This is a genomic window from Candidatus Nucleicultrix amoebiphila FS5, from assembly GCF_002117145.1.
In the GTDB taxonomy this organism is placed as follows: Bacteria; Pseudomonadota; Alphaproteobacteria; order Caedimonadales; family Nucleicultricaceae; genus Nucleicultrix; species Nucleicultrix amoebiphila.
On the sequence record NZ_CP008743.1, the window covers coordinates 51501 to 77543 of the forward strand.

Sequence of the window (26043 nt, forward strand, 5' to 3'; positions counted from 1 at the left end):
TCTTATCTTCACATCATCTTTGGCAATTTGTCCCACAAAGTAAAGTAATCGACTCATCTGCCGTGCCTATGGTTCTCGGTCATGCTCAATCAGCGCTTTCAACTTTCGCAAAATATGTGCATTGCATAGGCTGTGTTTGGCCTTTTTGAGCCTAAAATAGGGTCGAAAGTAGTCGTGACAAACTACTCCTTTTAACCCTTCTTCAATATCGCCCCGATGCTGAGCAGCCCGATAAACCGTGGCCTTATCATTACACAAAACATGCAACCAGCGGGTAGTGCCCCACCAATACGAAATCCTGTTTCATCCATATGCTTCACCGGTGCTTTCTTCAGATAGTCTTTAACGACTTCAATATAAGGTATCACCTTGGCTGCAAACATTTCCCCCATCTTTACAATCGTTGCTGTGCTGATCGACAATCCAAAGAGATCGGAGAAAACTTCTTGAACGCGAGCTTCAGGAATTAGTTGCTGATGGTTCAAGTACACAGCCATGGCTTTGATCCCCTCACCGTATTGTGCCGGGGCTGAAACACCTTCAGGAAATTCTCCCACAACTCGCTTTTGGCAATGATCACAAACTTTAACTTCGGCCTGATGTTCAGTAACTCTAATGCCCATTGGTGGGATATCAAAAATCTGGCGCTTGATTGTCCCGTCCACAGTAGTTTCGTCTAGATACCTTTTACACTCAGGGCAAATTCGCACTTTATGGTTTACAACCTCATCTGGTTGTTCAACTTGATTTAGGCTGTGTCCCTTATGACCCTTTTGGCCACCACTGGGATTCTTGCCTTTGATTCGCAAGCTCTGTGTGTATGGCTTCTTGCGCAACCCATCACTTGAGGGTGTTTGGAGCTGGTACTGCTATCTAACCCTAACCGCTTCTCAAGCTCGGCAATGCGTGCTTTTAAAAATTCGATTTCTTTGTCCTTAGCAGCAAGTAGGGATCCTAATATCTCTACGCGTTTCTGCCATTCTTCATTTGTCATTTTGTATTTATGACAAATTTTAGAAAGTATTTAAAGAGCTTATCTCATTGGAACTACCTGGGCAGTTACAGGAAAACAATGGTACACTGTTAAAAAATGATAATAATTAAAGAGAGACTAAGATAATGGCACTAATTTCTTCTAAAATGATAGCCCTTAATACACTAGCTCCTGGTTTTGAGCTTTTAGATGTTATTTCTGGGCGAAACTTATCTTTAAAAGATTTAAAGTCAGACAAGGCAATAGTTGTGATGTTTATTTGCAATCACTGTCCTTTTGTACAACATATTTACAAAGAGCTCGTTAAAGTTGCTCATGATTATAAAGTTCAAGGTATTTCTTTTGTTGGTATTAGCGCGAATGATCCTATTGAATATCCAGAAGATGGGCCTGATCACATGAAAAAAGTCGCAGAAAGTCTTGGATTTTCTTTTCCGTATTTATTTGATGCAACGCAAGAAGTTGCAAAAGCCTATGATGCTGCCTGCACTCCAGATTTTTTCGTTTATGATGCTCACTTAAAATGTGTTTATCGAGGACAGTTTGATGATTCTAGACCTAACAATGGATTACCTGTAACTGGATCAGACTTAAAAGCTGCGCTTGAGTCTATTTTAGCTGGTCAACCAGTGCCCCAACCACAAAAACCAAGTATTGGCTGCAATATTAAATGGCGTACTTAACAAGGTTCTCGACAGAGAATATTCTTAAAAGAGGTGAATCATCTCTAGCCCTATGATAGGATTAAAAAAAAAGAGGGAAAGGGAGCATGATTGGATTAATTGTCATTACTCACGGTAACTTAGGTCAAGAAATGTTAGCAGCGCTTGAACATGTCTTGGGACCTCAAAAAAATGCCAAAGCGGTTGCAATTGGGCCCCATGATGATATGGAAGAAAGGCGTCAATTGTTGATTCAAGAAGTGAAGGCAGTTGAGGGGGGGCAAGGTGTTGTTATTTTTACAGATATGTTTGGAGGAACACCTTCTAACTTGGCGATCTCTCTTTTACAAGAAAAAGGTATTGAAGTGATTGCTGGGGTGAATTTACCTATGCTGATTAAATTTTCTAGTCTGAGGCAGTCTGAACCTCTTAGCAAAGTGATTACCGAGGCTCAAGAAGCTGGTCGAAAATATATAAACGTTGCATCAAAATTGTTAGCGGCGAATGGATAAAACAAAGCAAAGTTCGACTAAAATTATCAGGGAATCTGTTGAAATAGCCAATCGTAAAGGGTTACATGCGCGTGCAGCTGCTCAGTTTGTGAAAGAAGCTTCTAAATTTAAAGCAAACATTCATGTGCAATGCCGCGATAGACGCGTGCCAGCAACATCTATTATGGGGCTTATGATGCTAACGGCAGGGTTAGGTACAGTTATTCAGATTGAGGCGACTGGATTAGAAGCTTTAGAGGCTATTCAGTCTCTGAAAAATCTTGTGTTAAATAAATTTAGTGAAGAGTAGAATTTTATGCGTAATCAAAAAATCCCCTCTCGGGACAGCAATAAGAATGAACTACATTTTCTCGCCAAGGTAAGATCCTATTTCTTCTCTGGTCTTCTAGTGACAGCACCAGTTGCTTTGACTTTTTATATTATTTGGCTCATCGTTAAATTTTTGGATGATGCAGTTAAGGCATTTATTCCCAATAGTTACCAGTTGGAACTTTATATCCCCTTTAGAATTCCTGGCTTGGGCCTAATCTTAGGCATTGTAGTTTTAATAGGAATTGGAGCTATTGCTACGGGATTTTTAGGGCGTATGATTGTTCATTTTGGTGATCGCATATTGCATAAGACGCCTTTTGTAAGGGGGATTTATGCAGCGATTAAACAAATATTTCATGCTTTGTTAGAAAAAAATTCAAAAAGCTTAAAAGAAGTAGTGCTTGTGGAATATCCACGTAAAGATGTATGGACTTTGGGATTTGTCACGGGAGAAACAAAAGGGGAGATTAAAAAGAATCTTAAAAGTTCTAAAATGCTTAGTATCTTTGTCCCTACAACGCCCAACCCCACGGCTGGATTTTTGCTTTTTGTATCTGAGAAAGAAGTGAAAAAACTCTCTTTAACAGTTGAAGAAGGTATTAAAATAGTTGTTTCATTGGGGATTATTGGGGAACATAGAGTAGAAAAGTCTTAAAAAGAGCAGAACAGTGGAAGGCCAACAATGACCCGCAGGACACTCACTACGGCTGCTTTCTTCCGAATCTGACCGGGTTCGCAAGGCCTTCGTCCACTGTGACCTTCCGCACTGACACTAGCCTTATTGTAAACAAAATTGCAAGGGTTTTATCCGAGATGTTCCATCAAATGTGGTTCGGGAAGAGAGTGTTTTTCTCTTGGATGCGTTTCTTTAATAGAAGGACGTGCACTTATTTTTTTAAACCATCTGCCTAAATCTTGACGTTTTTCAGCCCAGTTTTCATGGCTGAAACGAAGATTGAGATAGCTAAGCGCAATTGCTACAGAAAGCGTTCCAATGTTTATTTTGTTATTAAAGTTACTTACTTCCTTTTCTAAATAATCAAGAGATTGAATCAATTTTATATTCTGGCGTTGTATCCAGGGATCAGAGCGATGAAGCTCATGTCTCGCATGCTCTTCCAAAACACGTAGGACTGCTGCTTCCATAATACCATCAGCTAACGCTTGTAATTTGAGTGCTTTCCAGCGTTCCATTCCTCCTGGAGGAATAAGTCGAGTGCCTTGGTGGAGAGTATCAATATATTCAACAATGACTGGAGAATCCCCGATACAAAACCCATCTTCAATTTCAAGAACGGGAATTTGCTTTAATGGGTTAAGGTGAGAAAGCTGTGAAGACTTTTCCCAAGGATGCATAGGGATTAATTCTATTGAGTCTTTAATGCCAATTTCTTCTATAGCTGCTAAGACTTTGCATGCAAAAGGACAAGTCATCCAATAATATAAACGCATCCTTTTTATTCCTCCTGCTGAGTATCTTTTACAAGAATAAATTTGTGACTACAGTAGGGACAGACAATTTCTCCCTTTTTAGCTAAATCTAGGTAGACACGAGGGTGTCCTGAATATCCATAGCCATTACAGGCAATAGATAGCTTATCTGTATATGTTATATCTTCTTGCATTAGATTATTGTATCGCTCTTATTATTTAATTGTTAGCTTTCTTTTGTTTAAAAAAGGGTTGTCCTTCTAAGACACTTAACCAATGTATTATGAGCAAGACGGGGATAATTGAAAAGGTACTTATTAAAAAGAGATTGTTCCATCCCAAATGATCAACAATCCAACCTGACGTTGAAGCAAATGTGACCCTGCCTAAATGTACGAGAGATGTTAATAGAGCTAATTGAGTAGCTGCATGTATACGATTACATAAAGTAAGTTGATAGGCGAAGAGTGCGGTTAAACGCATTCCACTTGTAATATGTTCAGCAGCTACGCAGAAATAAAGAGAGAGAATATCGTTTCCCACGTGTAAAAGAATTAAATTGCTTAAAATTGAGAGACTGTGAGTTAAACCACAAAAATAAAGGCTTTTATAAAGTCCCCAACGAGAGAATAGCAAGCCGCCTATAAATCCTCCTAGAATCGATGCCCACATGCCAAAAATCTTTGAAGCAGCGGAAATTTCAAGCTCATTAAAACCCAGCTCTATGTAAAATAGATTATGCATCGTGCCAATAATGTTATCCCCTATTTTATAGGTAAACATAATGATAAGAGCTAGAACCCAGCCTTGACGTTTCATAAAATCACTAAACGGTGAAAGAACCGCCAAGTGCAAAGAAGGTAAGAGTCCTTGATTTAATGAAGAAAAAGCAGGGAATTTCTTTTTATAGTGTTTTAAGAGAGTGTTGTATTCTTCATCTGCGTTAGGCCTTTCAGGCTCTTTAATACGTAGGACTGTAATGAGGCCAACGATTAAAGAGAAGGCCATAACCATATAAACAGTATTCCAACTGACCACTGTTGATAGGCTAAGAGCTCCTGCTCCAGAACAGAGCATACCCATACGATAGCCAAAAATTCCCACGGCTTCTCCTGCACCGTATTGACTCCGCCCCAGACGTTCCATTTGATAAGCCAACATTGCTATATCTTGAGTTGCAGAAGAAAAAGAGATAGCGACAGCTAAGGCACATGTTACTGACAGGCTTTCGACTGGATTAATAAAACTAAGACTAAGAAGACAAAGCCCTAATAAAACTTGACTAAGCAAGAGCCAACTACGTCTTTGCCCAAAGTGTTTAGTCAGAAAAGGTAGGGGAACTTTATCAACAATGGGAGCCCATAAGAATTTGATGGTGTATGGAAGAGCAGTAAGGCTTAAAAGCCCTATAGTTGTATAATCTAAGCCAAGCTTTTTTAACCAGAAAGCTAAAGTTGAGCTTGTTAGAAGAAGAGGGAGACCGCTTGAAAAACCAAGGAAACCCATGGCAATAACACGGGGATTTCTATACAGCGATAATGTTTCCTGCCAAAAACGAAGTGTAAAGATGAATGCATCCTCCAAATAATTTATGCCACCATACCAAAAAAATAAGGTGTGTCTAGAAAATATCAAGTTCTTTTAAATGAATCTTTACGAGGGTCATAAAGGAACTATAATTCGTCTCATGAAAAAAAGGGGAGAGCTATGGAGCCAGAATTATCATCAGTAATACTTGTAAAGCATTTAGAGCGCCACAACTTAATGAATGGGAAGCTAATCTTCACTAAAGATCAAAAGTCTTTCCCTGTCTATAATCCAGCAACTATGGATATCATTGGAGAAGCTCCTGAATCCGATTTTGAAACTGTTCATCAGGCAGTTGAATTTGCTTATGAATCTCAAAAGAACTGGAGGAAAGTTGATGCTCAGAAACGAGGTTATCTCCTTTTGCGTTGTGTAGATTTGCTGGAAAAGCATAGTGAAGAGCTCGCTAGACTGATGAGCCTTGAAACAGGGAAGGCAATACGAACTGAAAGTCGTGTTGAAGTCTCAGCCTTTATAAATGCTCTAAGGTTTTATAGTGGGTTAGGATTGGAACTAAAGGGCGAGACCGTACCATTTAATCCTGACATGCTCACCATAACGATTCGAGAGCCAGTAGGTGTTGTGGGAGCAATTATTCCATGGAATGTTCCCTTACTGTTAATGGCTTTTAAAATTGGTCCTGCTATTATTGCAGGTAATACGGTTGTTTTAAAATCAGCAGAACAAGCTCCCTTTACAGTTTTGCGTGCAGCAGAACTTATGAACACGATTCTTCCAGAGGGGGTTTTGAATGTAATCTCTGGAGATGGCCCTAACTGCGGTGCGGCGCTCGTTACACATCCAAAGGTTAAAAAAATAACTTTTACGGGGTCTGTTGAGGCTGGACGCTCAGTGTATCAATTGGCAAGCGAAAAACTTATCCCTGTTACTCTGGAACTTGGAGGCAAGAGTGCCATGATTGTTTCGGATGATGTTAATATTGATCGAGCTGTTGATGGAGCCTTTGCCAGTATGCGCTTTACGCGTCAAGGTCAGAGCTGTTCTGCAGCGAGCCGCATTTTTGTGCATGAAAATATCTTTGATGAATTTTTGAAACGGCTAAAACAAAAACTTAATGTGCTTAAAATTGACGATCCCATGGATGAGACAAGCGATGTTGGGTGCATGATTTCTTCTGAACAATATGAGCGTGTGCAACGTTATATTGAGATCGGCAAAAATTCTCAAAACGCTGAAGCCCATGAATGTGGTGTTCTGCCTAACGATCCCAACCTAAAAAAAGGGCTTTTTGTGCGTCCCGTGCTTTTTACTGGACTGAGCAATCAACATCAGCTTTGCCAGGAAGAAATCTTTGGACCCGTGGCGTGTCTGATCTCTTGGCGAGATTATGATGAAGTGATTGATCAAGCGAATGACACAAATTATGGGCTGGCAGCAACGATATGGACAAACGATTTTCATAGGGCGTTAGATGCAGTTCATCGACTAGAAGCAGGTTTTGTACAGATTAATCAGAATATAGTCGTGCAACCCGGTCTTTCCTATGGTGGCATGAAAAATTCAGGGCTAGGCAAGGAAGCTTCTACTGAATCGATGTTAGAGCATTTTACTCATAAAAAGACGATTATCGCCAATTTGAAAAGTATAAAATGAATCTAAAACCGCATGAGTGTAAGTTCATAGATGATGCAGAAATTTTTTAAAAAATGACTTCTACAAGCATTTTAAAGGATTCAATTCAGAGATTTTTTCTATTTCACTATCATCAATTTGCAGGAGTTTTTAGGAAATCTTTTTTTAAGATACTCCAAAAAATCTTTCGTTAATCCTTCATTCTCTTTAACTGCATTAGCGTAAGATTTATAGAGATCATCCGTGAGATTTTGTAAAAAATCATCGACTTTTTGATTAGTCAAATCATTATAAACAAAAAATCGTTAATTATTTTCCTTGAAATGGCTGTGAATTAACATTACATATATTGTTGTATATACATCGTATTTACGGTTTGTTAATGTAGTTATGATGTACTGTTATTAAAGGAGAAAACGTTATGTCTCAGATGAATCTTAGAATCGACACAGCGAGAAAAAATCTTATAGATCATGCAGCTGCTTTACAAGGCAAGACACGAACAGATTTTATGATTGAAGCTTCTTATCAAGCAGCAGAAGAAGTAATTTTAGATCAAAGATTATTTGTTCTGAATGATGAGCAGTGGACTAAGTTCAATCAAGCCCTGGACAAGGCACCTTCTGATAACAAAAAACTGAGAAAACTCCTTAATACAGCTGCTCCATGGGAAAAATAGAAGCACCTACGCCTATCCATGAAAAAATGATCCTTAAGGATTTTTCTTGTGGCAAAGTGCAGTTAGACATTTGGCTTCAAAAAAGGGCTCTGGCTAATGAACGTAGTGGTGCTTCAAGAACTTATGTTTTATGTAAAGGCGGTAAGGCTATAGCTTATTATGCACTTTGTAATGGGGCTATTGTGCATGAACTTGCCTCAGGAAAAATTAAAAGAAACATGCCTGATCCAATTCCTGCAATGATTATTGCACGTTTGGCAGTTGATCAAAATTATCATAAGCAAGGGATTGGAAAAGCTCTTTTAAAAGATGGAATCTTGCGTATTCTAAAAGCATCAAAAATTGCCGGTATTAGAGTGATTCTGGTGCATGCTTTAGATCTCGATGCTCAAAAATTTTACAAATCTGTCGGATTTGAAGAATCCCCTTTAGAGGAGTTAACTCTCATGATAACTATTCATGAAGCTTTAAGTTCATTTAAAACATCAGATGATTGAAAATAAAGAATCACCAAAAAATATCTTAAATGTCTTTTATTCAAAACTCTATAAAACGTGCACGGGATTAAAATAACATTGCTTTTTATTTCATAATACTATAGATGAATTCTGAACTAATATTCAGGCTGGTTATGTATATTTCTTTTCCCATAAGATTTTTTTATGTGTTTCTTATATGGGGAACTTTTTTTTCAATCGAAGTGCGGTGTACGTCCTTCCCACTTTTAGTTGAAGAGGAGAGTTCAAAGAGCACTTTAGTTCAGCGCACACAACAAAATTACACAAAACTTAATCAGATGATTATTTCAGCAGCTTTTTGTGATGCAGTTATTCGCAAGTTATATGTTGTTCGTACGATCTTAGAAGAATCATTCATGAATAAAAGAGAAAAAGAAAGGAAAGCGTATCTTCCACGTCGAGATCTTTATTTTAGTCTTGTGAAGCAGGGGAAGTATGTTCATTCCTTGTCAGATTGGTTGAATTTCTTTGCGGACTACGTGTACGATCTAAAAACAATAAAAATGCGACTCGATCGTTATGGTAAAATGTGGAATGAGTATCGTGCAACTATATTAAGATTAGCTTCTGTTTTAAAGGTCGATATACGCCCCGGTATAGATCTTTATTATAATACCGTTAGTGCTTTCTTAAACGAAAATAAGGCTATTTTTGAGAAAGAAAAAAGCGAACTCTGAGAGCGCATTTTGGTGTTTAGTCCGTTGTGAGCTCTGGTAGGTTAGAAAAATACTTCAGAGTTTCTGGATTTGCTAAGGCTTCCTTATTCTTAACAGCTTCACCATGAATCACATTATGGACTGCGAGTTCAACAATCTTACCACTAATGGTGCGTGGAATATCTGGAATTTGAATAATCTTTTTGGGGACATGTCGTGGTGTCGTATTGGTACGAATTTGTGCAACAATTTTGTCTTTAAGTGCAGAGGAAAGGATATCGCCGTTCCGAAGTTTTACAAAGAGTATAACGCGAACATCATCTTTCCAATCTTGCCCAACAACGAGGCTTTCTAATACTTCAGGAACTTGTTCCACTTGTCTATAAATTTCAGCTGTACCAATGCGTACACCTCCTGGATTGAGTGTAGCATCTGAACGACCATAAATAATAATTCCATTATGATTCGTTAATTCTACATAGTCCCGATGGGCCCAGACATTCTCATAATCTGCAAAATAAGCTTTATGATATTTTTCACCATTGTCATCGTTCCAAAAGCCAATGGGCATAGAAGGAAAGGGGGCTGTGCAAACAAGTTCACCCTTTTGACCTTTTATACTTTTACCACTGTCATCAAAAACTTCGACTTTAAGTCCGAGACCTCGTGTTTGAAGTTCGCCGCGCCAAACTGGTCCAATTGGATTGCCGAGCGCAAAACATGATATGATATCAGTACCCCCTGAAATAGACGCTAGACAAACATCGTTTGCAATTTTTTCATAGACGTAATCAAAACTCTCTGACACAAGAGGAGATCCTGTAGAGCATAGTGTGCGTAAAGACTTTAAAGGATATCGTTCTTTTGTTGTAAACCCTATCTTTCGTAAAGCATCGATATATTTTGCTGATGTACCAAAAAGGGTCATTGATTCTTTTTCAGCATATTCAAAAAGAATTTGAGGACCTGGATGAAGAGGGGATCCATCATAAAGAAGTATAGTCGCTTCACTGGCGAGAGCTGAAACCAGCCAATTCCACATCATCCATCCGCAAGTAGTATAATAAAAAACATGATCCCCAGGCTTAATATCTGAGTGTAATTGATGTTCCTTGAGATGTTGGAGAAGTGTACCTCCATGGCCATGAACAATACACTTTGGAACACCTGTTGTGCCTGACGAATACATAATAAATAAGGGGTGATCAAAGGAGACTTGTTCAAAAGTTAAACTATTTTTTGATTTTTCTTTTATAAAGCTATCAAATCGAACACTATGAGTTGTTGTTTTTTCAACATTATTTGTTCCAAGGTAAGATGTAATAACGATCTTTTCTAAAGAAGGAAGGCTTGCAGATATCTGTGCTATTTTCTCAAGTGTACTAAAGGATTTTCCACCATAATAATAACCATCAACTGAAAACATGATTTTAGGTGTGATTTGTCCAAAGCGATCCAATACGCCCTGTACTCCAAAATCAGGAGAGCAGGACGACCAAATAGCTCCGAGACTCGCTGTGGCTAACATAGCCATAAGCGTTTCAGGCATGTTAGGCATAAATCCTACAACACGATCTCCTTTTTTAACACCAAGCTCTCTGAGCGCTTGAGCAAGCTGACTAACTGTTGAAATCAACTCATGATACCTTATACGACGTTGAATTTGATCCTCGCCCCAAAAAATAATGACATCTGAGTCATTGCGTGGATGAAGAAGGTTCTCAGCGTAATTGAGACGAGCCTCAGGAAAAAATTTACATTTTTCTATTGAGGTATGAGAAAGAAAATTTGTTTTTCCTTTGGTTTGAGAAATAACGCCGCAAAAATCCCAAATTTCTGACCAAAACTCAGGAGAGTGTTCAATACTCCAATCATAGAGAGAATCATAATCTTTGAGAAAAATATCATATTTTTTTGAAATAAAGTTCATAAACCGCGTCATATTGGCTGCGGCTATTTTATCAGATGAGGGTTTCCAGAGGGGCTCCATCTTACTCTCTTTCATTTTTTTCTTAAGGTTAACATGAGCTGAGGAGCGGATCAAAGATGCTTTATTGAAATCTCTGGATTAAAGTATAAAAATTGGATAATTTTTGAATAACTTTGTCAAAATTGAGAGGGAATCATGAAGAAAAATTTAATCGCATGTGTGATGTTGAGTGGTCTGATGGGGGGATGTGGAATAACAAACGAACCAGAAGTGCAATTACAACAGTCTTATAAAGAGCTGGCTCCAATATCGCTAAACGTTACCTCTATTGATGTTATTAGTGCAAACAAATCTAAAACAGGATTAGAGCGTCATAATCAGCTGCTTTTTGCAGAGGTTGAAAAATGGGCTCGTGAACGCTTTTTACCGGCAGGGCAACATGGAACGGCTGTTGTAAAAATTAGTGATCTTTCAATCGTAGAATCACCTTTAAGTGGTGGTAAAGGAAATCTTTTTGCTTCTCGTAAAGATCAATACATGGGAACCTTAGCGATACGTGTCAGTATCAATGATGCTGTAGGTTTTGAAAAATCATATGTTGAAAATCAAGTGAAGCGTTCAGTGATAGTGCCTTCAAGTTCTTCTTTGCTTGAACGTGAGAATAAAGTGAAACTCTTGATTATGGAAATGATTCACGACCTGGATGCTCAATTGTCTATCAATATCAAAGAACATTTGGGTTATAATCTTGCTTTCTAAAAGCATAAAAATTAGGTGACTTGAGTGACACCCACAGGAAAGATTCCTATTCAAAATTGGATGCGCACGGAAGAAATTGTAACGTTGTTTCGTGCTTTTCCTGATCACAAGGATAATTTACGTTTTGTTGGAGGGTGCGTTAGAGACACTCTTTTAGGATTACAAGGTTTTGATATAGATTTGGCGACCCCTTTGACACCTGAAGCTGTAATAGATTTGCTTAAAAAAGCGAACATAGTGGTGATACCAACGGGACTAGCTCATGGCACTGTTACTGCAGTTATTAATAAAATACCCTTTGAAATTACAACGCTCCGTATTGATACTGAAACTTACGGAAGGCATGCGCAAGTTAGTTTTACAGATCGTTGGGATGAAGATGCGAAGCGACGAGATTTCACTTTTAATGCACTTTACCTTGATTATGACGGTGAGCTCTACGATCTATTTCATGGTCAGAAAGATCTTGAGGCGGGACGCGTCAAATTTATTGGTAATCCTTTAGATCGTATTCAAGAAGATTACCTACGTATTCTGCGCTATTTTAGGTTCTTAGCGTATTATGGCCGTGAACAACCTTTAAAAAAGACGCTTGAAGCGTGTCATGCGTTATCACCTTATCTTACTACAATATCGGGTGAACGCATTCATAAAGAGCTTTTAACGTTATTGAAAGCGTCTAATCCTCTAAATGCTCTACAATATATGGTTTCAACAAGTGTTTTTAGGGTCTTATTTGGATTTGAACCCAAATTTGAATATTTAAGAAATATTCTTGAAGCAGAAAAAAAGAATCAAATAGAAGCTTCTGGCCTAAGAAGGTTTTATAGTATTTTTAAAGAGTTTCCCGCTGAACTTCATCATGCTCTAAAACTTTTTCGATTTTCCAATATTGAAAAAAAATATTTGGAGAAAATCCATTTGGCTCTTGATCATCATCATTGGCTTCTTCACAAACGGCTTTATTATTTTGGTAGGGAGGTGATGATTGATGTTCTGCTTCTTGAAGGAGAGAAATCTCAAATTATTCAGCTTGCAAAATCTTGGAAATCCAGTGTCTTTCCAGTTAAAGGACAACACATTCTCAATCTAGGTATTCCAAAAGGGCCGCAAATCTCAAAGAAATTATCCAAGATTGAGGAGTGGTGGGTGGATCATGAATGTCGTCCTACTCTGAATGAATGTTTGGATTATGCTAAAAGTCTTATGAAACAATGATCTTGAGTCGTAACATTTTGTAACAAAGAGGATTTTGCTGGGTTTCATAATATGCAGTAAATTAAACCTAGTAGCAATAAAGAAAAGATATAAAAAATTACAAAATGGCAATGCAAAACACACAGAAGCAAAAAACCGTCGCAAAACCAGTTTCTTTTAAAGGAATAGGTACTCATTCAGGTGTTCCCGTAACAATGACACTTTACCCTGCAGAAGCCAATTTTGGAATTTGGTTTCAGCGTATTGATCTTGCGGATCAACCTATGGTTCAAGCTCATTGGTCAAAAAGTGTTCCCATTCCTTTTTGTACACAAATTCGTCAAGATTCAGTGTTTGTTAATACAATTGAACATTTACTTGCTGCTTTAGCTGCTTTGGAAATAGATAATCTTTTGATCAAGATAGATGGACCTGAAGTTCCAATTATGGATGGCAGTGCTGCACCTTTTATTTCTGCTATAGAAAAAGAAGGCATTAAAGAGGAAATGCACACAAAGAAATTAATCCGTGTTCTTAAGCCAGTGCGCGTGGAAGAAAATGGAAGATCTGCAGAACTTTTTCCATCAAGCCACTTGAAAATTGATTTTTCTTTGGATTTTAAAGGAAGAGATGGTCTCAAAACACAGAATTATTCTTTTCAGGGATCTGCGGCTGAGTTTTTAAAGGATGTGGCTTCTGCCCGTACATTTGGTTTTTTTGACGATGCTGAAAAATTGTGGGCTGCAGGTTTTGCAAAAGGATCGTCTTTAGAAAACGCTGTTGTTATTAAGGATGGAAAACCACTCAATAATGAAGGTTTTCGTTATGAAGATGAATGTGTGCGTCATAAAGTTCTTGATGCTTTGGGAGATCTGTACCTTGCAGGAGCGCCTCTTCGTGCACGCTACCATGGGATTAATGCTGGTCATGAATTAAATGCAAAGCTGCTACAGGAACTCTTTGCTGATCAAGAGGCTTGGTGTTTTGAAGAGTCTTATCCTTTAGAATCAACTGTTTTCTCATATATTACACTTAAACCTGTACATCTTTCATCATAAGCTATAAAAAGCTTGTCCAAGAACCCAAGATTGGGCTATTAAAGCCATAATAAACTTTGATCACAGGCTTAGAAAATAATGCTGACTTTCCATTTTCGTTTTTACAAATTTTATATGGCGCTTTTAATCGCAGGTGCTGTGCTGATACAAGGTTGCTCTGAAAAAGAAGAGCCTTATGTTGAGCGCTCTGTAGACGATATTTATAACACCGCTATGGATTACTTAGAAGATAAGCAGTTTGAAAAAGCCGCAGCAGAATTTGGTGAAGTGGATAGACAGCACCCTTATTCACCTTGGGCTGCTAAAGCTCAATTGATGGCAGCATATGCCTATTACGAAAAGCAAAAATATGACAGAGCTTTAACTGAAATTGAAACATTTATTCAGTTGCATCCAGCTCATAAAGATATTGCTTACGCTTATTATCTTCAGGGACTCTGCTATTACGAACAAATTTCTCCCATTAGACGCGATCAAAAAATTACTGAGCTGGCATTGCAAGCTTTCGAAGATGTGATTAAGCGTTTTCGTAATACAAAGTATGCAAAAGATGCACGTTTAAAAATAGATCTTTTGCATGATTCATTGGCAGCGAAAGAAATGCTTGTTGGTAGAGATTATCTTAGCATTAGGGCGTATATCGCTGCATTGGGACGTTTCAAAACCGTAGTTGATAAGTTCCAAACAACTTCTCATGTTCCAGAAGCGCTGCATCGTATGGTTGAAGTATATTTAGCTTTAGGATTGAATGAAGAAGCTCGCAAGGCTGGCGCTGTCCTTGGTTACAACTTCCCAGGCAGCTCTTGGTACGCTGATTCTTATTATTTACTTGAGGGAAAAGACTATAGTCCAGCAGATTCAAAAAAGAAGCAAAAATCCTTTTTTGAATGGGGGGAACCCGCGCTGCACTATGATACCCATCAAGATCCAGGCAAATCTAAATATATATACTGACAATGCTTCAAAGTCTTTCCATAAGAAATGTGATTTTGATCTCTAAACTGGATCTCACATTGGATGGGGGGATGACGGTTTTAACTGGTGAAACCGGTGCAGGCAAATCAATACTTTTAGATGCCTTAAGCCTTGCGCTAGGGGAACGTGCTAACACTTCATATATTAAACCTGGCGCAGATCAAGCAAGCGTTACTGCTTCCTTCACAATATCTACTGACAGTTATGTGTATAACTTGCTTGAAGAACAAGGAATAGAGCAAGAAGATAGTCTTGTCTTAAGAAGAGTTATCAATAGCGATGGTAAATCAAAAGCATTTATCAATGACCAAGGGGTAAGCATTAATTTTTTATCTGAAGTTGGAGAAAAATTAATAGAGATCCACGGTCAATTTGACCAGTTGCTAAAGGCTGATACTCATTTAGACTATATTGATGCTTTTGCAGGACTGACAAAGGATGTGGAAAAAGTAAAAGCTCTTTATGCTGTTTGGAAAAATAAAGAGAAATTTCTCAAAGAAACAGAGGCTTTACAGGCTCAGAATACTCAAAATTGTGAGTTTTTAAAGTATGCTCTTGAAGAGCTTTCTCGCGTTGAACCCAATAAGGGAGAAGAACAAAAACTTATAGAAGAACGAGAATTTCTACAAAATCGCGCAAAAATTATTGAAGCTGTCTCAAGTGCAATGGAATTATTAACTCATGAGAATGGAGCTGAGCATTTTTTTGCTGCTTCCTACAAACAAATAGAAAAAGCTGCCGTGCTTGCACCTCATAAATTTGAGAACTTAATAGGATCATTTGAAAGAATTCATGTTGAACTTTCTGAAGTGAGTAGTTGTTTAGAAGAATTTTTACAAGAAGATGATGAAAGTTTAGGAAAGCTTCAATCAATTGAAGATCGTTTGTTTATGCTACGTTCTTTAGCACGCAAGCATGGTAAAACAGTCGATGAGCTTGCTGATCTACAAGAAGAATTGCAAGAAAAACTAAAGTTAATCGAAGGTGGCGAAGACTCTCTCAAGGTTCTAAAAGAAGAGCTAGAGGTTGCAAGAGCAGAGTATTTTGATGCAGCAACAATTCTTAGTCAAAAGCGCTCAAAAGCGATAAAAGAAATAGACATTTCAGTTAATAATGAATTACCTCCTTTAAAGCTTGAAAAAGCCGTGTTTAAGACGGCGTTAGAAATCTTGAGTGAAAATGATTGGGGTCCAAAAGGAATAGAACATATTGAATTTTTAATCCAAACAAATCCAGGAATGCCTTTTGGGAGTATTTCAAGAATTGCTTCAGGCGGTGAAAGAAATCGCTTTATGCTCGCCTTAAAAGTTGTATTAGCTCATGCGGGATATGTCGCTTCTCTAATTTTTGATGAAATTGATTCAGGGATTGGAGGGGCTGTTGCTTCTGCGGTTGGGGAGCGTCTTAGAAAGCTGAGCAATAACTTGCAAATCATTGCCATTACACACTCTCCGCAAGTTGCATCTTATGCTCAGCATCATTTGCATATTGAAAAGGGAAGTCTCGGCGAAGAAGTTATCATTCGTGTTGATCGATTAGACATGATTATGAGACAAGAAGAAGTGGCTCGCATGCTTGCTGGAGAGACTATTACAAACGAAGCTCGCGCTGCAGCGGCAACGCTCCTTAAAGTGGGAGCATAAGAAGCATGGGGAATCTAAGGGCAGTTCCTGTTGAGCAGCTTACTTCTGACGAAGCTGAAAAAGAACTTGCTGCTCTCGCTCGCGAAATAAAATATCACGACGACCGTTATTATGGCGAAGATAATCCGCTCATTACAGATGCAGAGTATGACGCCTTAAGAATACGTAATCATGACATAGAGAAAAAATTTCCACTGCTTGTGCGACCTGATTCTCCATCAAAGCGCGTTGGATATGCAGAAAATACTGGTTTCAAAAAAGTTACTCATAGCAAGCCGATGCTATCATTAGATAATGCTTTTAATGAAGAAGACGTTGAAGAGTTTCTCGCTAGAGCAAAGCGTTTTTTAGCGTTGTCAGACGATCTTAATATTGATGTTTTTGCTGAGCCAAAAATAGATGGTCTAGCATGCAGTTTAGTCTATGAAGAAGGCAAATTTACGCGTGCTGCTACACGTGGTGATGGAAATATTGGGGAAGATATCACTGAAAACGTGAGAACTTTAAGAGAGATTCCTCATGAGTTATTTACCGCAAGTCCCCCTGAATTTATTGAAATTCGGGGTGAAATATACATGACACATGCTGATTTTAATTCGCTGAATCAGAAACGAGAGGCTGAAGGACAATCATTATTTGCGAATCCGCGTAATGCTGCTGCTGGGTCTATCCGACAATTAGATCCTAAAGTTACTGCAGAAAGATCTCTTAAATTCTTTGTTTATGGTTATGCGACATATCCGTCTTTCCTGAAAACTTATCAAGAAAGTTTAGAGCTTCTAAAATCGTGGGGATTTCCGATAACAACATTGACGGCGCTTTGTAAAAACAAAAGAGATATTATCCATTATTTTAATGATCTAGAAGCAAAGCGTTCAAACTTACCTTTTGATATAGATGGAGCGGTTTATAAAATTAATCGTTTGGATTGGCAGGAAAGGCTTGGCTTTGTAGCACGTGCTCCGCGATTTGCGATTGCCCATAAATTTCCGCCTGAACAAGGGCAGACAACTCTGAGAAATATTATTATACAGGTTGGCAGAACGGGAGTTTTAACGCCTGTTGCTATATTAGATCCAATTAATATCGGTGGAGTTGTTGTTTCTAGAGCTACTCTTCATAACCAGGATGAGATTAATCGTAAAGATATTCGAATTGGAGATCGCGTGTTGATCCAACGTGCTGGAGATGTGATTCCTCAAATTGTAAAGGTTCTTAATCTTCATAGTCATGAAAGAGAAAAGCCTTTTGTTTTTCCTAAAAAATGTCCCGTTTGTGATAGTCACGTAGTTCAACACGAAGGTGAAGTCGCTTATAAATGTACAGGAGGCTTGATTTGTTCAGCGCAGGCATCATTGAGATTAAGACATTTTGTTTCTAAAGATGCTTTTGATATTGAGGGACTCGGTGCAAAACACGTGGATGCTTTTTTTCAAGAAGGACTTATCAAAACGCCTGTCGATATTTTTACTTTCCAAGAGCGTGATCATAAGAGCATAACCCCTTTGCGTAAAAGGGAAGGGTGGGGTGATAAATCCGCTCAAAAACTTTTTGATGCAATTAATAAACGTAGAAAGATTTCTCTCAATCGATTTATTTATGCCTTAGGAGTTCCTCAAGTTGGCGAAAGTACAGCAAAAGTCTTGGCTAAAAACTATGGATCTTTTAAAAATTTTAGAGATTCGATGTTAAAAGCTGTTGATTTTGGTAGTAGTTCATACCAAGAGTTAATTGCGATTGAAGGTGTTGGACCAAGCATTGCAGAAGATATTCTTATCTTTTTCAAAGAGCCTCATAATTTGACAATACTTAATAAACTGCATGGAGATGCTCATCATGCTGCACAAATTCTGATTGAAGATTTTGTTTCTTCCAATTCAATGGCATCAAAAATTTCTGAAAAAACTATTGTCTTTACTGGCACCCTAACAAAATTCACAAGAGCAGAGGCAAAATCTAAAGCAGAAAGCTTAGGAGCCAAAGTAGCCAGTTCTGTATCTGCAAAAACAGATTTTGTGGTTGTCGGCGCTGACGCAGGTAGCAAAGCCAAAGCTGCTCAAGAACTTGGCGTTACTGTTTTGAACGAAGACGAGTGGCTCAACCTTATTAAGACTGATTAGATCGTTTCCATGAAACACCTCTTAAAAGAGGAGCGTAGAGGTCTTTTTCAGGTTCAATGGAAAGATTATTTTTTTCTTCAGGGGTGGGGGGATGATTTTGAAACTCTAGTTTTTTAAAATCTCTTATTATGACAATTGGAGTTTGTTCATCGCCTTCCCCCATCACTAAGACCGCTGCCGCTGATAAGCCATCCATAAGGTTAGACTGAGTGAAACAAAGTTTTTTACCATCAAGATCGGTTGATCCAATATAGTTTTTTAAAGCTTTAAACCCACACCAACCAAGGCCAATGCCAGTTACCCCCCGTCTTAGAGGAGTAGTATGACTATCGGTAATAATGATGCCCAACGATTCAATTTTATTAAGTTGTCGCAATTCTTTCCAAATACGTTCCGCGCTTCTTTGGACATCTTGTGGGTAAAGGACATAGTGTCCTTGACTGTTAGATTCATCAATACCAGCAGAAGGAATTAAAATATTGTTTTTTAACGTGAGACAGATGTCATAATTGCCACAATCCTCAATATATGCATCGGCTTCCTTCTTGATGAGTAATTCTTTACTACCCACTGATTTTTTTTTAATGAGTCTTCCTTCAGAAATGCTCACAATTTTTGAGGTGATGAGTACAACGTCTCTTTCTTCTAAATTATCTAAATAAGGTCCTATTGCTCTTATAATAGGTTCATTGGGTTGAATAATATGGGTTTTTATCGGAATAATTTTCATGGGTTTCTTAAATTTCATTAAAATGCATGAGATATTTTAGCTCTTTTTAAATCTATTAAAATGTAACCTTCCATTACAATTAGAAACATTTATTGAAATGGTCAACAGAATCTCTAGAGGAGGTCATCATGCTAATCATTCGGTTTTTTCTAGCAACATTATTATTTTTTGTAACCAATGTTAACGCAGTCGACATGACTCCTCCAACAGAACTGGAAGATGAAAGTCAAACAATAGCTAAAAAAATAGTTATTATAGAAGATGATCACAACATCGGTACAGATTTCAATAATACTGAAAGCGTTATTTCCACATCAGAAGCCTCTATAGAACCCCTTAAAATATTAGAAGAGGAACAAACGATTAAGAATGAAAGTATAACGGCTGTACAAGAGGTTTCTGAAAAGTCAGTCAAAAAAGTAGAAGAAGAATCAGCACTAGAAACAAAAGTGGTTTCATCATCTTCGTCAGAGAAAACAGTTCTAGGTGTTGAGAGCGAAGAATCTACTCAGACCCCTGATGAACAGAGTATCGCTCTGGCCAAAAAAATTCTTGCTGAAGAAATTGAGTTAGCTAAGCAAGAAAGAGGATTTTATCTGCCATACTTAGAAGAGCCTCTCTTAGATGAAGATAAGAAATTTATAGGACTCATCAGAGAGCAATTCGCCAAGATTCCTTTTGATAGTAACGTACATAGTATGACGGTTACTTTTGCAAGGACACATTACTCTAGAATAAAGAAAATAGAGCAAAGTTATTTAAAAATAACTACGGATGCTACTTTAAAATCTATCAAAGAAATTAAAGAAGGCTTAGAAAGTTATATGGAGATAATCAAGGCTCAAGAATTAGAATTACCAAAGAAAGACGTTCAAAAATTAACAGATCGGATGCCTGCAATCGCAAAAATGCTTACCCAGATTGAATCTGTGTATTGGAACAATCCAACTGATGGCGAAACAACAGTGAATTTAAAAGAAGTATTCTCACATACCTATACGCTTGCTCAAACTTATGGGCCAGATTATTTGGGATTACTGTGTGAAAAGCTTGCTGAAAACTATGAAACTCAAGGGGGATGCCACCCAGGTGTGAACGGACGTCTTGTTGCCTTTTATTTTACACTCTTAACTGACGCAATTGGTGAGATTAAATAAAGTTTTTATCATACTCTTCACAAATTTTAGTTTTGATAACTAATGACATAAAATAATTATAAATAAATAATTTTTTAATAATTAATAACTACTCTTCAAGTAATTAATAAAAAATAAAAGTTATGTAAAAATTAAATTAATTTAATAGGTGTGGTTGTGAAGTATTTAAAATTTTATAAAATTCTTGCTATTGGAGGATTGCTATTCAATAGCGATCGTCTGCTAGCAGAAGTATTTTATGATGTCAATCAGCAGATGGAAACAACGCCAGGATTGTCTCAAGGTTATGAAGATTTACTTAAAGACATGGATCAGTTAATCGGAAAGTTTCCTGTTAATCAAAACCAAAAAGAACGTGTCGTAGTCTCTTTAATGGAAAAAGCACGTCAATTACTCACTAAGTATCAATTGGATTTAGAAAAAACAGCTAAAGCTAAAGCCCAAAAAGAACAGGCAGAAAATTTGAAAAACAGTTAATCAAAGCTCATTTTACGGAAGCGATAAGAGTTATCAAGGCTCATCAAAACGATACCCATTATAATGACGGCGGTACCTGCCCAGACACTTAAGGATTTGGGAAACTCATTAAAAACAAGGTAGCTCAACCCGGTGCTAAGCACGAGTTTAGAAAATCCGAAGGGGTTTAAAAATGTTATTTCGGCAAGACTTAAGGCCTTTGCAAGTGAATAATTGGCTGCAGCAGATAGCAAACCAAGCACTAACATCCATAATATATGTTCTAACGTAGGAGTTGACCAATGCATAACTGCCGGAATAAACGATGCAGGAACCATCAAAAATAGTAAGTAAGTGGTTAATACACGTGGGGATTCTCCACGAATGCCCAGCTGACGTCCTGTAAGCTTTGAAATGGCTATCATTACGGCAGACCCTAGTGGTAAGAAAGAGATCCAGCCGTATTCAATGGTCGAGTTTGTAAGTGTAAGATCTGGAAACAGCACCTTATCTGGACGTGTTATAATGAAGGTCCCTATAAAGCCTGTTAATATTCCCCCCCAACGTAAAAGTCCAACGCGCTCTTGTAAATAGAACTTTGCTCCAATGACTGCAAACATAGGACCAGTAAAATTCAAGGCCAGCGCTTTAGCAATATCCATGTAAAATAACGAGAAATACCATAAAGTTACCCCCATAACAGCAGCAACGGCACGTACTATATGAAGAACGGGTTCTTTTGTCTTGAGTGATGAAAACCCGCTCTTAGCGAAAGTAGGCAGCATAAAAAAAGCGGCACATAGATACTGTAGGAAGGTAATTTCATAAGGAGAGAGCGGATGTTCAAATCCTCCAGAGCCGCCATTTATATAGCGAACAACAATATTGACTAAAGCAAAACTAAAACATGACAATACCTTCCAAAAGGCACCTTGCCATTGGATTGCAATGAATGGACGATGAAACGGAAGCACTTCAGCATTCTGCACTTTGGTGCCTGAAGTCCTGCCCATTTTTAATTTATGCTGTGTTCGCATTTCTTATGCCGTCAACCTACCTGAACTTAAGAAATATATAAGCATTAGATTATCAATTTCCAACAAATTTAGAAAAGATATTGATACGGCGCAGGCCTTAATCTTCTTGCTTTCTACTTTCACGTTTACGTGCGTTTGGATCTAACATAGCCTTACGTAAGCGTATGGCCGTAGGAGTGACTTCTACACGCTCATCATCCCCAATGTAAGACATAGCTTGTTCAAGGGTCATTATACGAGGAGGAGTCAAGCGAATAGCCTCATCTTTTCCTGCAGCGCGGACGTTAGAGAGCTGTTTTGCTTTAAGGGGATTAACTTCCAAGTCATTTTCACGGCTATTTTCACCTATGATCATTCCCTCATAAACTTCATCTCCAGGATTGATAAAGAGCACGCCTCTTTCTTCAAGGTTATTCAGGGCATAAGCTACTGCTTTGCCAGATCCGTTAGAAATCAAAACACCATTGCGTCGTTTTTCTATGGCTCCTTTATGGGGAGCATACCCATGAAATAACCGACTCATGACACCCGTTCCACGTGTATCTGTTAAAAATTCACCCAAATAACCAATGAGACCGCGCGCGGGTGCAATAAAAACGATACGTGTTTTTCCTCCGCTAGAAGGACGCATATCTTTCATTTCACCTTTTCGAGTACCCATTTTTTCAACAACAACGCCTGTAAATTCATCATCCACGTCAATTTGTACTTCTTCCATAGGTTCCAAGCGTTCGTTGGTCTTAGGATCGGTTTGATACACAACTCTTGGACGACTAATCGAGAGTTCATAGCCTTCACGTCGCATGGTTTCAATGAGAACTCCTAATTGAAGCTCTCCACGACCGGCGACTTCAAAAGCATCGCGATCTGCGGTTTCATGAATTTGAATAGCTACGTTACTTTCAGCCTCTCTTAAGAGTCTATCTCGAATAACTCGAGAAGTAACTTTAGCTCCTTCGCGTCCTGCTAAAGGGGAGTCATTGATGGAGAAAGTCATGACCAAAGTTGGAGGATCAATAGGTAAAGCTGGGATCGGGGTATTAACTTCAAGAGCGCAAATAGTATCAGCAACTGTTGATTTCTCTAAACCGGCAACAGCAACAATATCACCTGCTTCAACACGATCTACAGCTTCGCGTTTTAATCCTCTGAATGCGAGAATCTTAGTAAGACGTGACTGTTCAATAATTTCTCCCTTATGATTAAGGGTTTTTACAGGCATGTTGACTTGAGCAGCACCAGAAGTTACCCGTCCAGTGAGAATACGACCTAAATATGGATCAGCTTCTAACGTAGTGACCAGCATACTAAAAGGAGCATTGACATCACCTTTAGGAGGAGCAACATGTTCCGCTATAATGCGGAAGAGGGGAGTCAGGCTCTCTTTTTCATCTCCCGGAGCTTTAATGGCCCATCCTTCCTTAGCGGAAGCATAGATTACTGGAAAATCTAACTGTTCATCAGTTGCTTCTAAAGCAACGAATAGATCAAATACGGCATTAAGCACTTCATCAGCCCGGGCATCAGGCCGATCTGCTTTATTGAGCACTACTATGGGTCTTAATCCTTGCTTCAAAGCTTTCATCATAACGAATTTAGTTTGAGGCATTGGGCCTTCTGCAGCATCGACAAGCAGGAGAACGCCATCGACCATACTTAAAATACGTTCAACTTCACCACCAAAGTCAGCGTGTCCAGGGGTATCAACAATATTAAAGCGAACATCATTCCAAAGAATCGAGGTACACTTTGCAAGAATGGTAATGCCTCTTTCTCGTTCAAGTTCATTAGAGTCCATCGCGCGTTCAGCGACGGCTTGATTTTCTCGAAAAGTTCCGCTCTGTCGGAACATGGCATCTACCAAGGTTGTTTTTCCATGATCGACGTGTGCTATGATAGCGATATTACGTAGTTTTGTCATAAGGGTATTTAATCACAAGTAAGTTAAAAAATATAAAACCAGAAAGCTCCTTTTACTGGAAAGCTCTCGCAAAGTCCAGATATCTTCAAGCATTGAGATAAAAGACATTCTCTTTCTTTATCATCTCTTCCTTCTTTTGATAAAGAGTAATTATTTGTCACAATGTCATTGTTGATATCCCCTCGAAATAAGCATTTAATATCGTTTTTCATCCTTAAGCCATCTTAATTGACCATTAAGAACAAAAATATTTTAATTCAATTTAAAGAACTAATGACAGGTTCTTTATCTAAAAAATTAAATTCTTTAATAGGAAAAATTTCTAGGCCATTAAAAGTTTTAACAGAGCAAAGAGTTGTTCAGCTTATCTTTCACAGAATATCTCTGATTCTTTTAAGAGATTCAAAAATTTTTCTTTAGTTAGCAATTGTTAATTAATCTTATATAGGCTTATTTGTGTTTAAAAGGATAAAAAAGAGAATGAGTTCAGAGAACAAGGCTCAAACTGCTAATAAATATTATTTCATTGATCTCATTAGTAAAAGTACGGTGATTAATGTCATTGCTGTTTTTTCTATAGCAGCCATATTTCTTGCACAAGTCGTTGCTTATTTTTTATGGCATTATGTTTATGGAGTTGATCTTTACGAGGTCATATTTGTTACTTTTTTAACAACAATTATCGTTGCTTTACCTCTTTTAACACTCTTTGCTTACATTATTCGTGAAATTGTACACCAGAATAACGACCTCAAACAAAATGAAATAGAACTCAATTTCCAGAAAGCGCAGCTTACGGAGGCTATGATTAAATTAAAAGGAGCTAGAGATATGGCCATTGAGGCCAATAATGCTAAAAGCCGTTTTTTGGCTAATATGAGTCATGAATTTAGAACGCCTCTGACTGCTATCATTGGGTATGCTGAGCTTCTTGTGGATGAGTTTAAAGATCAACCTTTTTCGAAAGATTTAGATAAGATTCTAGATTCAAGTCGGCATTTGCTTGATTTAGTCAATGATGTTCTTGATCTTGCAAAAATTGAAGCGGGGAAGGAAGAGATGAATATCAGCACTTTTCCCATTCCAAAATTGATTGATGAAGTGCTCGAAATTACCAATCATCTTTCTAAAAAGAATAATAATGTTATTCATATTGATTTTGAAAATGACGTAAAGATGATTTCTACTGATCGCAGTAAAATAAGACGTTGTCTTATTAATTTGTTATCGAATGCCTGTAAATTTACTGAGAATGGTAACATCAACCTTAAGATTTTTAAAAATCAAAAGGCTCAATATCCAATGTATTTTTTTGAAGTTAAAGATACGGGTATTGGTATGACAGAGAAAGAAATGGAAAAAATTTTTAAGTCTTTTACACAAGCTGACGAAACAACAACGCGAAAGTATGGTGGCACCGGACTTGGATTGGCGATCACAAAAAAATCTTGTCAATTGTTAGGGGGAGATGTGATGGTTCAAAGTGAAAAAGGCCGCGGGTCTACTTTTACTATGTATATTCCCTCAGAAGATCATTTAAACTAAATAAGATGTGCTGATGATAACCATCAGCATATCCTGAATGCTTAGCCATTAAATGGAACAACGCGGGATCGTCCATCTCTTCCAACGATTAAAAAGACAGATTGTCCTGGTTGAAATGCTGGTTGTAGCCCCTGAACAACGGTCCGCATCTCCCCATTATGCAAGCTCACTGTATATTCTAGAGCCTCTTGTGTTTCTAGTGTCTTTTGTGCGAATGCTCCTGCAGTTGCACCTATGAGAGCACCTGCAGCGGTTGTTGCCACATTACCCTTGCCTTTACCAAATTGATAACCAGCGACACCCCCTGCGATTCCACCGAGAGCTGCACCGGCTGTATTTTCTTGAAGTTTCTCAGAGCCTTGAACAGAAACTTTACGAACGCTTACAATTGTGCCTTGAAAAGTTTGTTGAGCCTCTCCAACGTGAGATTCTTTATATACGTTTGGTGAAATTTCACGTGCACACCCTGCAGCTACAATAGCTAAGGCACTCACGCTTGCTATGCGTAAGCTTTTATTAAATTTAGTACGTAATTGCATACAGTCCTCCAATTATATTTGTCAGCCTTCTA

27 protein-coding genes and 1 other RNA gene are annotated in these 26043 nt (G+C 38.1%); 17 read left to right on the top strand and 11 right to left on the bottom strand.

Annotated features, from left to right (window positions below):
- Positions 1-66 precede the first annotated feature (66 nt).
- Together GQ61_RS09345 and GQ61_RS00250 are read right to left on the bottom strand one after the other, a co-directional pair.
- A complete protein-coding gene (locus GQ61_RS09345) occupies positions 67-267 on the bottom strand; it encodes an IS66 family transposase (protein ID WP_408606978.1) in 201 nt (66 codons plus the stop codon).
- Positions 192-836 (bottom strand): IS66 family transposase, encoded by a 645-nt coding sequence (locus tag GQ61_RS00250; RefSeq protein WP_085783386.1) that lies wholly within the window; start codon positions 834-836, stop codon positions 192-194. The genes GQ61_RS09345 and GQ61_RS00250 overlap by 76 nt, the downstream gene beginning before the upstream one ends.
- A 283-nt stretch (positions 837-1119) precedes the next feature.
- Between GQ61_RS00250 and GQ61_RS00255 the strand changes: the two genes are divergently transcribed.
- The 4 genes from GQ61_RS00255 to GQ61_RS00270 all read left to right on the top strand — a co-directional run bounded on the left by GQ61_RS00255 (position 1120) and on the right by GQ61_RS00270 (position 3135).
- Positions 1120-1677 (top strand): thioredoxin family protein, encoded by a 558-nt coding sequence (locus tag GQ61_RS00255; protein ID WP_085783387.1) that lies wholly within the window; start codon positions 1120-1122, stop codon positions 1675-1677.
- An 86-nt stretch (positions 1678-1763) separates the two neighbouring features.
- Positions 1764-2168, top strand: a complete 405-nt coding sequence (locus GQ61_RS00260; RefSeq protein ID WP_085783388.1) for a PTS sugar transporter subunit IIA — start codon at positions 1764-1766, stop codon at positions 2166-2168.
- Entirely contained in the window at positions 2161-2457 is a 297-nt protein-coding gene (locus GQ61_RS00265) for an HPr family phosphocarrier protein (protein ID WP_085783389.1), read from the top strand. Before GQ61_RS00260 ends, GQ61_RS00265 begins: the two co-directional genes overlap by 8 nt.
- 6 nt (positions 2458-2463) lie before the next feature.
- Complete coding sequence (locus GQ61_RS00270) at positions 2464-3135, top strand: DUF502 domain-containing protein (RefSeq protein ID WP_085783390.1); 672 nt, start codon at positions 2464-2466, stop codon at positions 3133-3135.
- Positions 3136-3147: 12 nt separating this feature from the next.
- Here the strand turns inward: GQ61_RS00270 and ffs are convergent.
- From ffs to GQ61_RS00290, 4 genes are all read right to left on the bottom strand, one after another.
- An RNA gene (gene ffs, locus GQ61_RS00275) (signal recognition particle sRNA small type) lies at positions 3148-3243 on the bottom strand.
- A 41-nt stretch (positions 3244-3284) separates the two neighbouring features.
- Complete coding sequence (locus tag GQ61_RS00280; RefSeq protein WP_085783391.1) at positions 3285-3932, bottom strand: glutathione S-transferase family protein; 648 nt, start codon at positions 3930-3932, stop codon at positions 3285-3287.
- Between the two features lie 5 nt (positions 3933-3937).
- Complete coding sequence (locus GQ61_RS09350; protein ID WP_085783392.1) at positions 3938-4105, bottom strand: zinc-finger domain-containing protein; 168 nt, start codon at positions 4103-4105, stop codon at positions 3938-3940.
- Between the two features lie 25 nt (positions 4106-4130).
- Positions 4131-5495 (bottom strand): AmpG family muropeptide MFS transporter, encoded by a 1365-nt coding sequence (locus GQ61_RS00290; RefSeq protein ID WP_085783393.1) that lies wholly within the window; start codon positions 5493-5495, stop codon positions 4131-4133.
- A gap of 123 nt (positions 5496-5618) precedes the next feature.
- Here GQ61_RS00290 and GQ61_RS00295 point away from each other — a divergent pair, with 123 nt between their 5' ends.
- From GQ61_RS00295 to GQ61_RS00310, 4 genes are all read left to right on the top strand, one after another.
- Entirely contained in the window at positions 5619-7112 is a 1494-nt protein-coding gene (locus tag GQ61_RS00295; RefSeq protein WP_085783394.1) for an aldehyde dehydrogenase family protein, read from the top strand.
- A 400-nt stretch (positions 7113-7512) separates the two neighbouring features.
- A complete protein-coding gene (locus GQ61_RS00300) occupies positions 7513-7770 on the top strand; it encodes a type II toxin-antitoxin system TacA family antitoxin (RefSeq protein WP_085783395.1) in 258 nt (85 codons plus the stop codon).
- A complete protein-coding gene (locus GQ61_RS00305; protein WP_085783396.1) occupies positions 7758-8267 on the top strand; it encodes a GNAT family N-acetyltransferase in 510 nt (169 codons plus the stop codon). The genes GQ61_RS00300 and GQ61_RS00305 overlap by 13 nt, the downstream gene beginning before the upstream one ends.
- A 167-nt stretch (positions 8268-8434) precedes the next feature.
- The gene (locus GQ61_RS00310; protein ID WP_157111090.1) at positions 8435-8965 is read left to right on the top strand and encodes a hypothetical protein; all 531 of its coding nucleotides are present in this window, start codon (positions 8435-8437) and stop codon (positions 8963-8965) included.
- A gap of 16 nt (positions 8966-8981) precedes the next feature.
- On the opposite strand, the gene GQ61_RS00315 is transcribed toward GQ61_RS00310, so the two are convergent.
- Positions 8982-10934, bottom strand: a complete 1953-nt coding sequence (locus tag GQ61_RS00315; protein ID WP_198157344.1) for an acetoacetate--CoA ligase — start codon at positions 10932-10934, stop codon at positions 8982-8984.
- A gap of 135 nt (positions 10935-11069) precedes the next feature.
- Here GQ61_RS00315 and GQ61_RS00320 point away from each other — a divergent pair, with 135 nt between their 5' ends.
- The 6 genes from GQ61_RS00320 to ligA all read left to right on the top strand — a co-directional run bounded on the left by GQ61_RS00320 (position 11070) and on the right by ligA (position 18626).
- On the top strand, positions 11070-11633 hold the full coding sequence (locus GQ61_RS00320) for a hypothetical protein (RefSeq protein WP_085783399.1): 564 nt from the start codon (positions 11070-11072) through the stop codon (positions 11631-11633).
- 24 nt (positions 11634-11657) lie between these two features.
- Complete coding sequence (locus GQ61_RS00325; RefSeq protein WP_085783400.1) at positions 11658-12851, top strand: CCA tRNA nucleotidyltransferase; 1194 nt, start codon at positions 11658-11660, stop codon at positions 12849-12851.
- Between the two features lie 104 nt (positions 12852-12955).
- Positions 12956-13888 carry a UDP-3-O-acyl-N-acetylglucosamine deacetylase gene (lpxC, locus tag GQ61_RS00330; RefSeq protein WP_085783401.1) on the top strand — a complete coding sequence of 311 codons (933 nt, stop codon included), beginning with the start codon at positions 12956-12958 and terminating at the stop codon, positions 13886-13888.
- A 78-nt stretch (positions 13889-13966) separates the two neighbouring features.
- Positions 13967-14842, top strand: coding sequence for an outer membrane protein assembly factor BamD (locus GQ61_RS00335; RefSeq protein WP_085783402.1), 876 nt, complete (start codon positions 13967-13969; stop codon positions 14840-14842).
- Between the two features lie 2 nt (positions 14843-14844).
- Complete coding sequence (recN, locus tag GQ61_RS00340) at positions 14845-16506, top strand: DNA repair protein RecN (RefSeq protein ID WP_085783403.1); 1662 nt, start codon at positions 14845-14847, stop codon at positions 16504-16506.
- 5 nt (positions 16507-16511) lie between these two features.
- Positions 16512-18626, top strand: coding sequence for an NAD-dependent DNA ligase LigA (gene ligA, locus GQ61_RS00345; RefSeq protein ID WP_085783404.1), 2115 nt, complete (start codon positions 16512-16514; stop codon positions 18624-18626).
- Here ligA and GQ61_RS00350 read toward each other — a convergent pair.
- Complete coding sequence (locus GQ61_RS00350; RefSeq protein ID WP_085785028.1) at positions 18613-19356, bottom strand: coenzyme F420-0:L-glutamate ligase; 744 nt, start codon at positions 19354-19356, stop codon at positions 18613-18615. The two genes, ligA and GQ61_RS00350, sit on opposite strands and share 14 nt — an antisense overlap.
- 128 nt (positions 19357-19484) lie before the next feature.
- Between GQ61_RS00350 and GQ61_RS00355 the strand changes: the two genes are divergently transcribed.
- Both GQ61_RS00355 and GQ61_RS00360 read left to right on the top strand, forming a co-directional pair.
- A complete protein-coding gene (locus tag GQ61_RS00355; protein WP_085783405.1) occupies positions 19485-20513 on the top strand; it encodes a hypothetical protein in 1029 nt (342 codons plus the stop codon).
- Between the two features lie 156 nt (positions 20514-20669).
- On the top strand, positions 20670-20990 hold the full coding sequence (locus GQ61_RS00360) for a hypothetical protein (protein ID WP_085783406.1): 321 nt from the start codon (positions 20670-20672) through the stop codon (positions 20988-20990).
- Here GQ61_RS00360 and GQ61_RS00365 read toward each other — a convergent pair.
- Together GQ61_RS00365 and typA are read right to left on the bottom strand one after the other, a co-directional pair.
- Positions 20987-22006 (bottom strand): DMT family transporter, encoded by a 1020-nt coding sequence (locus GQ61_RS00365; protein ID WP_085783407.1) that lies wholly within the window; start codon positions 22004-22006, stop codon positions 20987-20989. The two genes, GQ61_RS00360 and GQ61_RS00365, sit on opposite strands and share 4 nt — an antisense overlap.
- Positions 22007-22103: 97 nt before the next feature.
- On the bottom strand, positions 22104-23927 hold the full coding sequence (gene typA, locus GQ61_RS00370; RefSeq protein ID WP_085783408.1) for a translational GTPase TypA: 1824 nt from the start codon (positions 23925-23927) through the stop codon (positions 22104-22106).
- Positions 23928-24407: 480 nt separating this feature from the next.
- On the opposite strand from typA, the gene GQ61_RS00380 reads away from it, so the two are divergent.
- Positions 24408-25472, top strand: coding sequence for a sensor histidine kinase (locus GQ61_RS00380; RefSeq protein WP_085783410.1), 1065 nt, complete (start codon positions 24408-24410; stop codon positions 25470-25472).
- Between the two features lie 41 nt (positions 25473-25513).
- Here GQ61_RS00380 and GQ61_RS00385 read toward each other — a convergent pair whose 3' ends face one another.
- Positions 25514-26011: an outer membrane lipoprotein gene (locus GQ61_RS00385; RefSeq protein ID WP_085783411.1), complete on the bottom strand. Its 498-nt coding sequence runs from the start codon at positions 26009-26011 to the stop codon at positions 25514-25516.
- Positions 26012-26043: the final 32 nt, after the last annotated feature.

Coding starts and splice junctions, on each gene's coding strand:
- GQ61_RS00255 (WP_085783387.1), top strand. CDS start 1,120: ATGGCACTAATTTCTTCTAAAATGATAGCCCTTAATACACTAGCTCCT.
- GQ61_RS00260 (WP_085783388.1), top strand. CDS start 1,764: ATGATTGGATTAATTGTCATTACTCACGGTAACTTAGGTCAAGAAATG.
- GQ61_RS00265 (WP_085783389.1), top strand. CDS start 2,161: ATGGATAAAACAAAGCAAAGTTCGACTAAAATTATCAGGGAATCTGTT.
- GQ61_RS00270 (WP_085783390.1), top strand. CDS start 2,464: ATGCGTAATCAAAAAATCCCCTCTCGGGACAGCAATAAGAATGAACTA.
- GQ61_RS00280 (WP_085783391.1), bottom strand. CDS start 3,932: ATGCGTTTATATTATTGGATGACTTGTCCTTTTGCATGCAAAGTCTTA.
- GQ61_RS09350 (WP_085783392.1), bottom strand. CDS start 4,105: ATGCAAGAAGATATAACATATACAGATAAGCTATCTATTGCCTGTAAT.
- GQ61_RS00295 (WP_085783394.1), top strand. CDS start 5,619: ATGGAGCCAGAATTATCATCAGTAATACTTGTAAAGCATTTAGAGCGC.
- GQ61_RS00300 (WP_085783395.1), top strand. CDS start 7,513: ATGTCTCAGATGAATCTTAGAATCGACACAGCGAGAAAAAATCTTATA.
- GQ61_RS00305 (WP_085783396.1), top strand. CDS start 7,758: ATGGGAAAAATAGAAGCACCTACGCCTATCCATGAAAAAATGATCCTT.
- GQ61_RS00315 (WP_198157344.1), bottom strand. CDS start 10,934: ATGGAGCCCCTCTGGAAACCCTCATCTGATAAAATAGCCGCAGCCAAT.
- GQ61_RS00320 (WP_085783399.1), top strand. CDS start 11,070: ATGAAGAAAAATTTAATCGCATGTGTGATGTTGAGTGGTCTGATGGGG.
- lpxC (WP_085783401.1), top strand. CDS start 12,956: ATGGCAATGCAAAACACACAGAAGCAAAAAACCGTCGCAAAACCAGTT.
- GQ61_RS00335 (WP_085783402.1), top strand. CDS start 13,967: ATGCTGACTTTCCATTTTCGTTTTTACAAATTTTATATGGCGCTTTTA.
- recN (WP_085783403.1), top strand. CDS start 14,845: ATGCTTCAAAGTCTTTCCATAAGAAATGTGATTTTGATCTCTAAACTG.
- ligA (WP_085783404.1), top strand. CDS start 16,512: ATGGGGAATCTAAGGGCAGTTCCTGTTGAGCAGCTTACTTCTGACGAA.
- GQ61_RS00350 (WP_085785028.1), bottom strand. CDS start 19,356: ATGAAAATTATTCCGATAAAAACCCATATTATTCAACCCAATGAACCT.
- GQ61_RS00355 (WP_085783405.1), top strand. CDS start 19,485: ATGCTAATCATTCGGTTTTTTCTAGCAACATTATTATTTTTTGTAACC.
- GQ61_RS00365 (WP_085783407.1), bottom strand. CDS start 22,006: ATGCGAACACAGCATAAATTAAAAATGGGCAGGACTTCAGGCACCAAA.
- typA (WP_085783408.1), bottom strand. CDS start 23,927: ATGACAAAACTACGTAATATCGCTATCATAGCACACGTCGATCATGGA.
- GQ61_RS00380 (WP_085783410.1), top strand. CDS start 24,408: ATGAGTTCAGAGAACAAGGCTCAAACTGCTAATAAATATTATTTCATT.
- GQ61_RS00385 (WP_085783411.1), bottom strand. CDS start 26,011: ATGCAATTACGTACTAAATTTAATAAAAGCTTACGCATAGCAAGCGTG.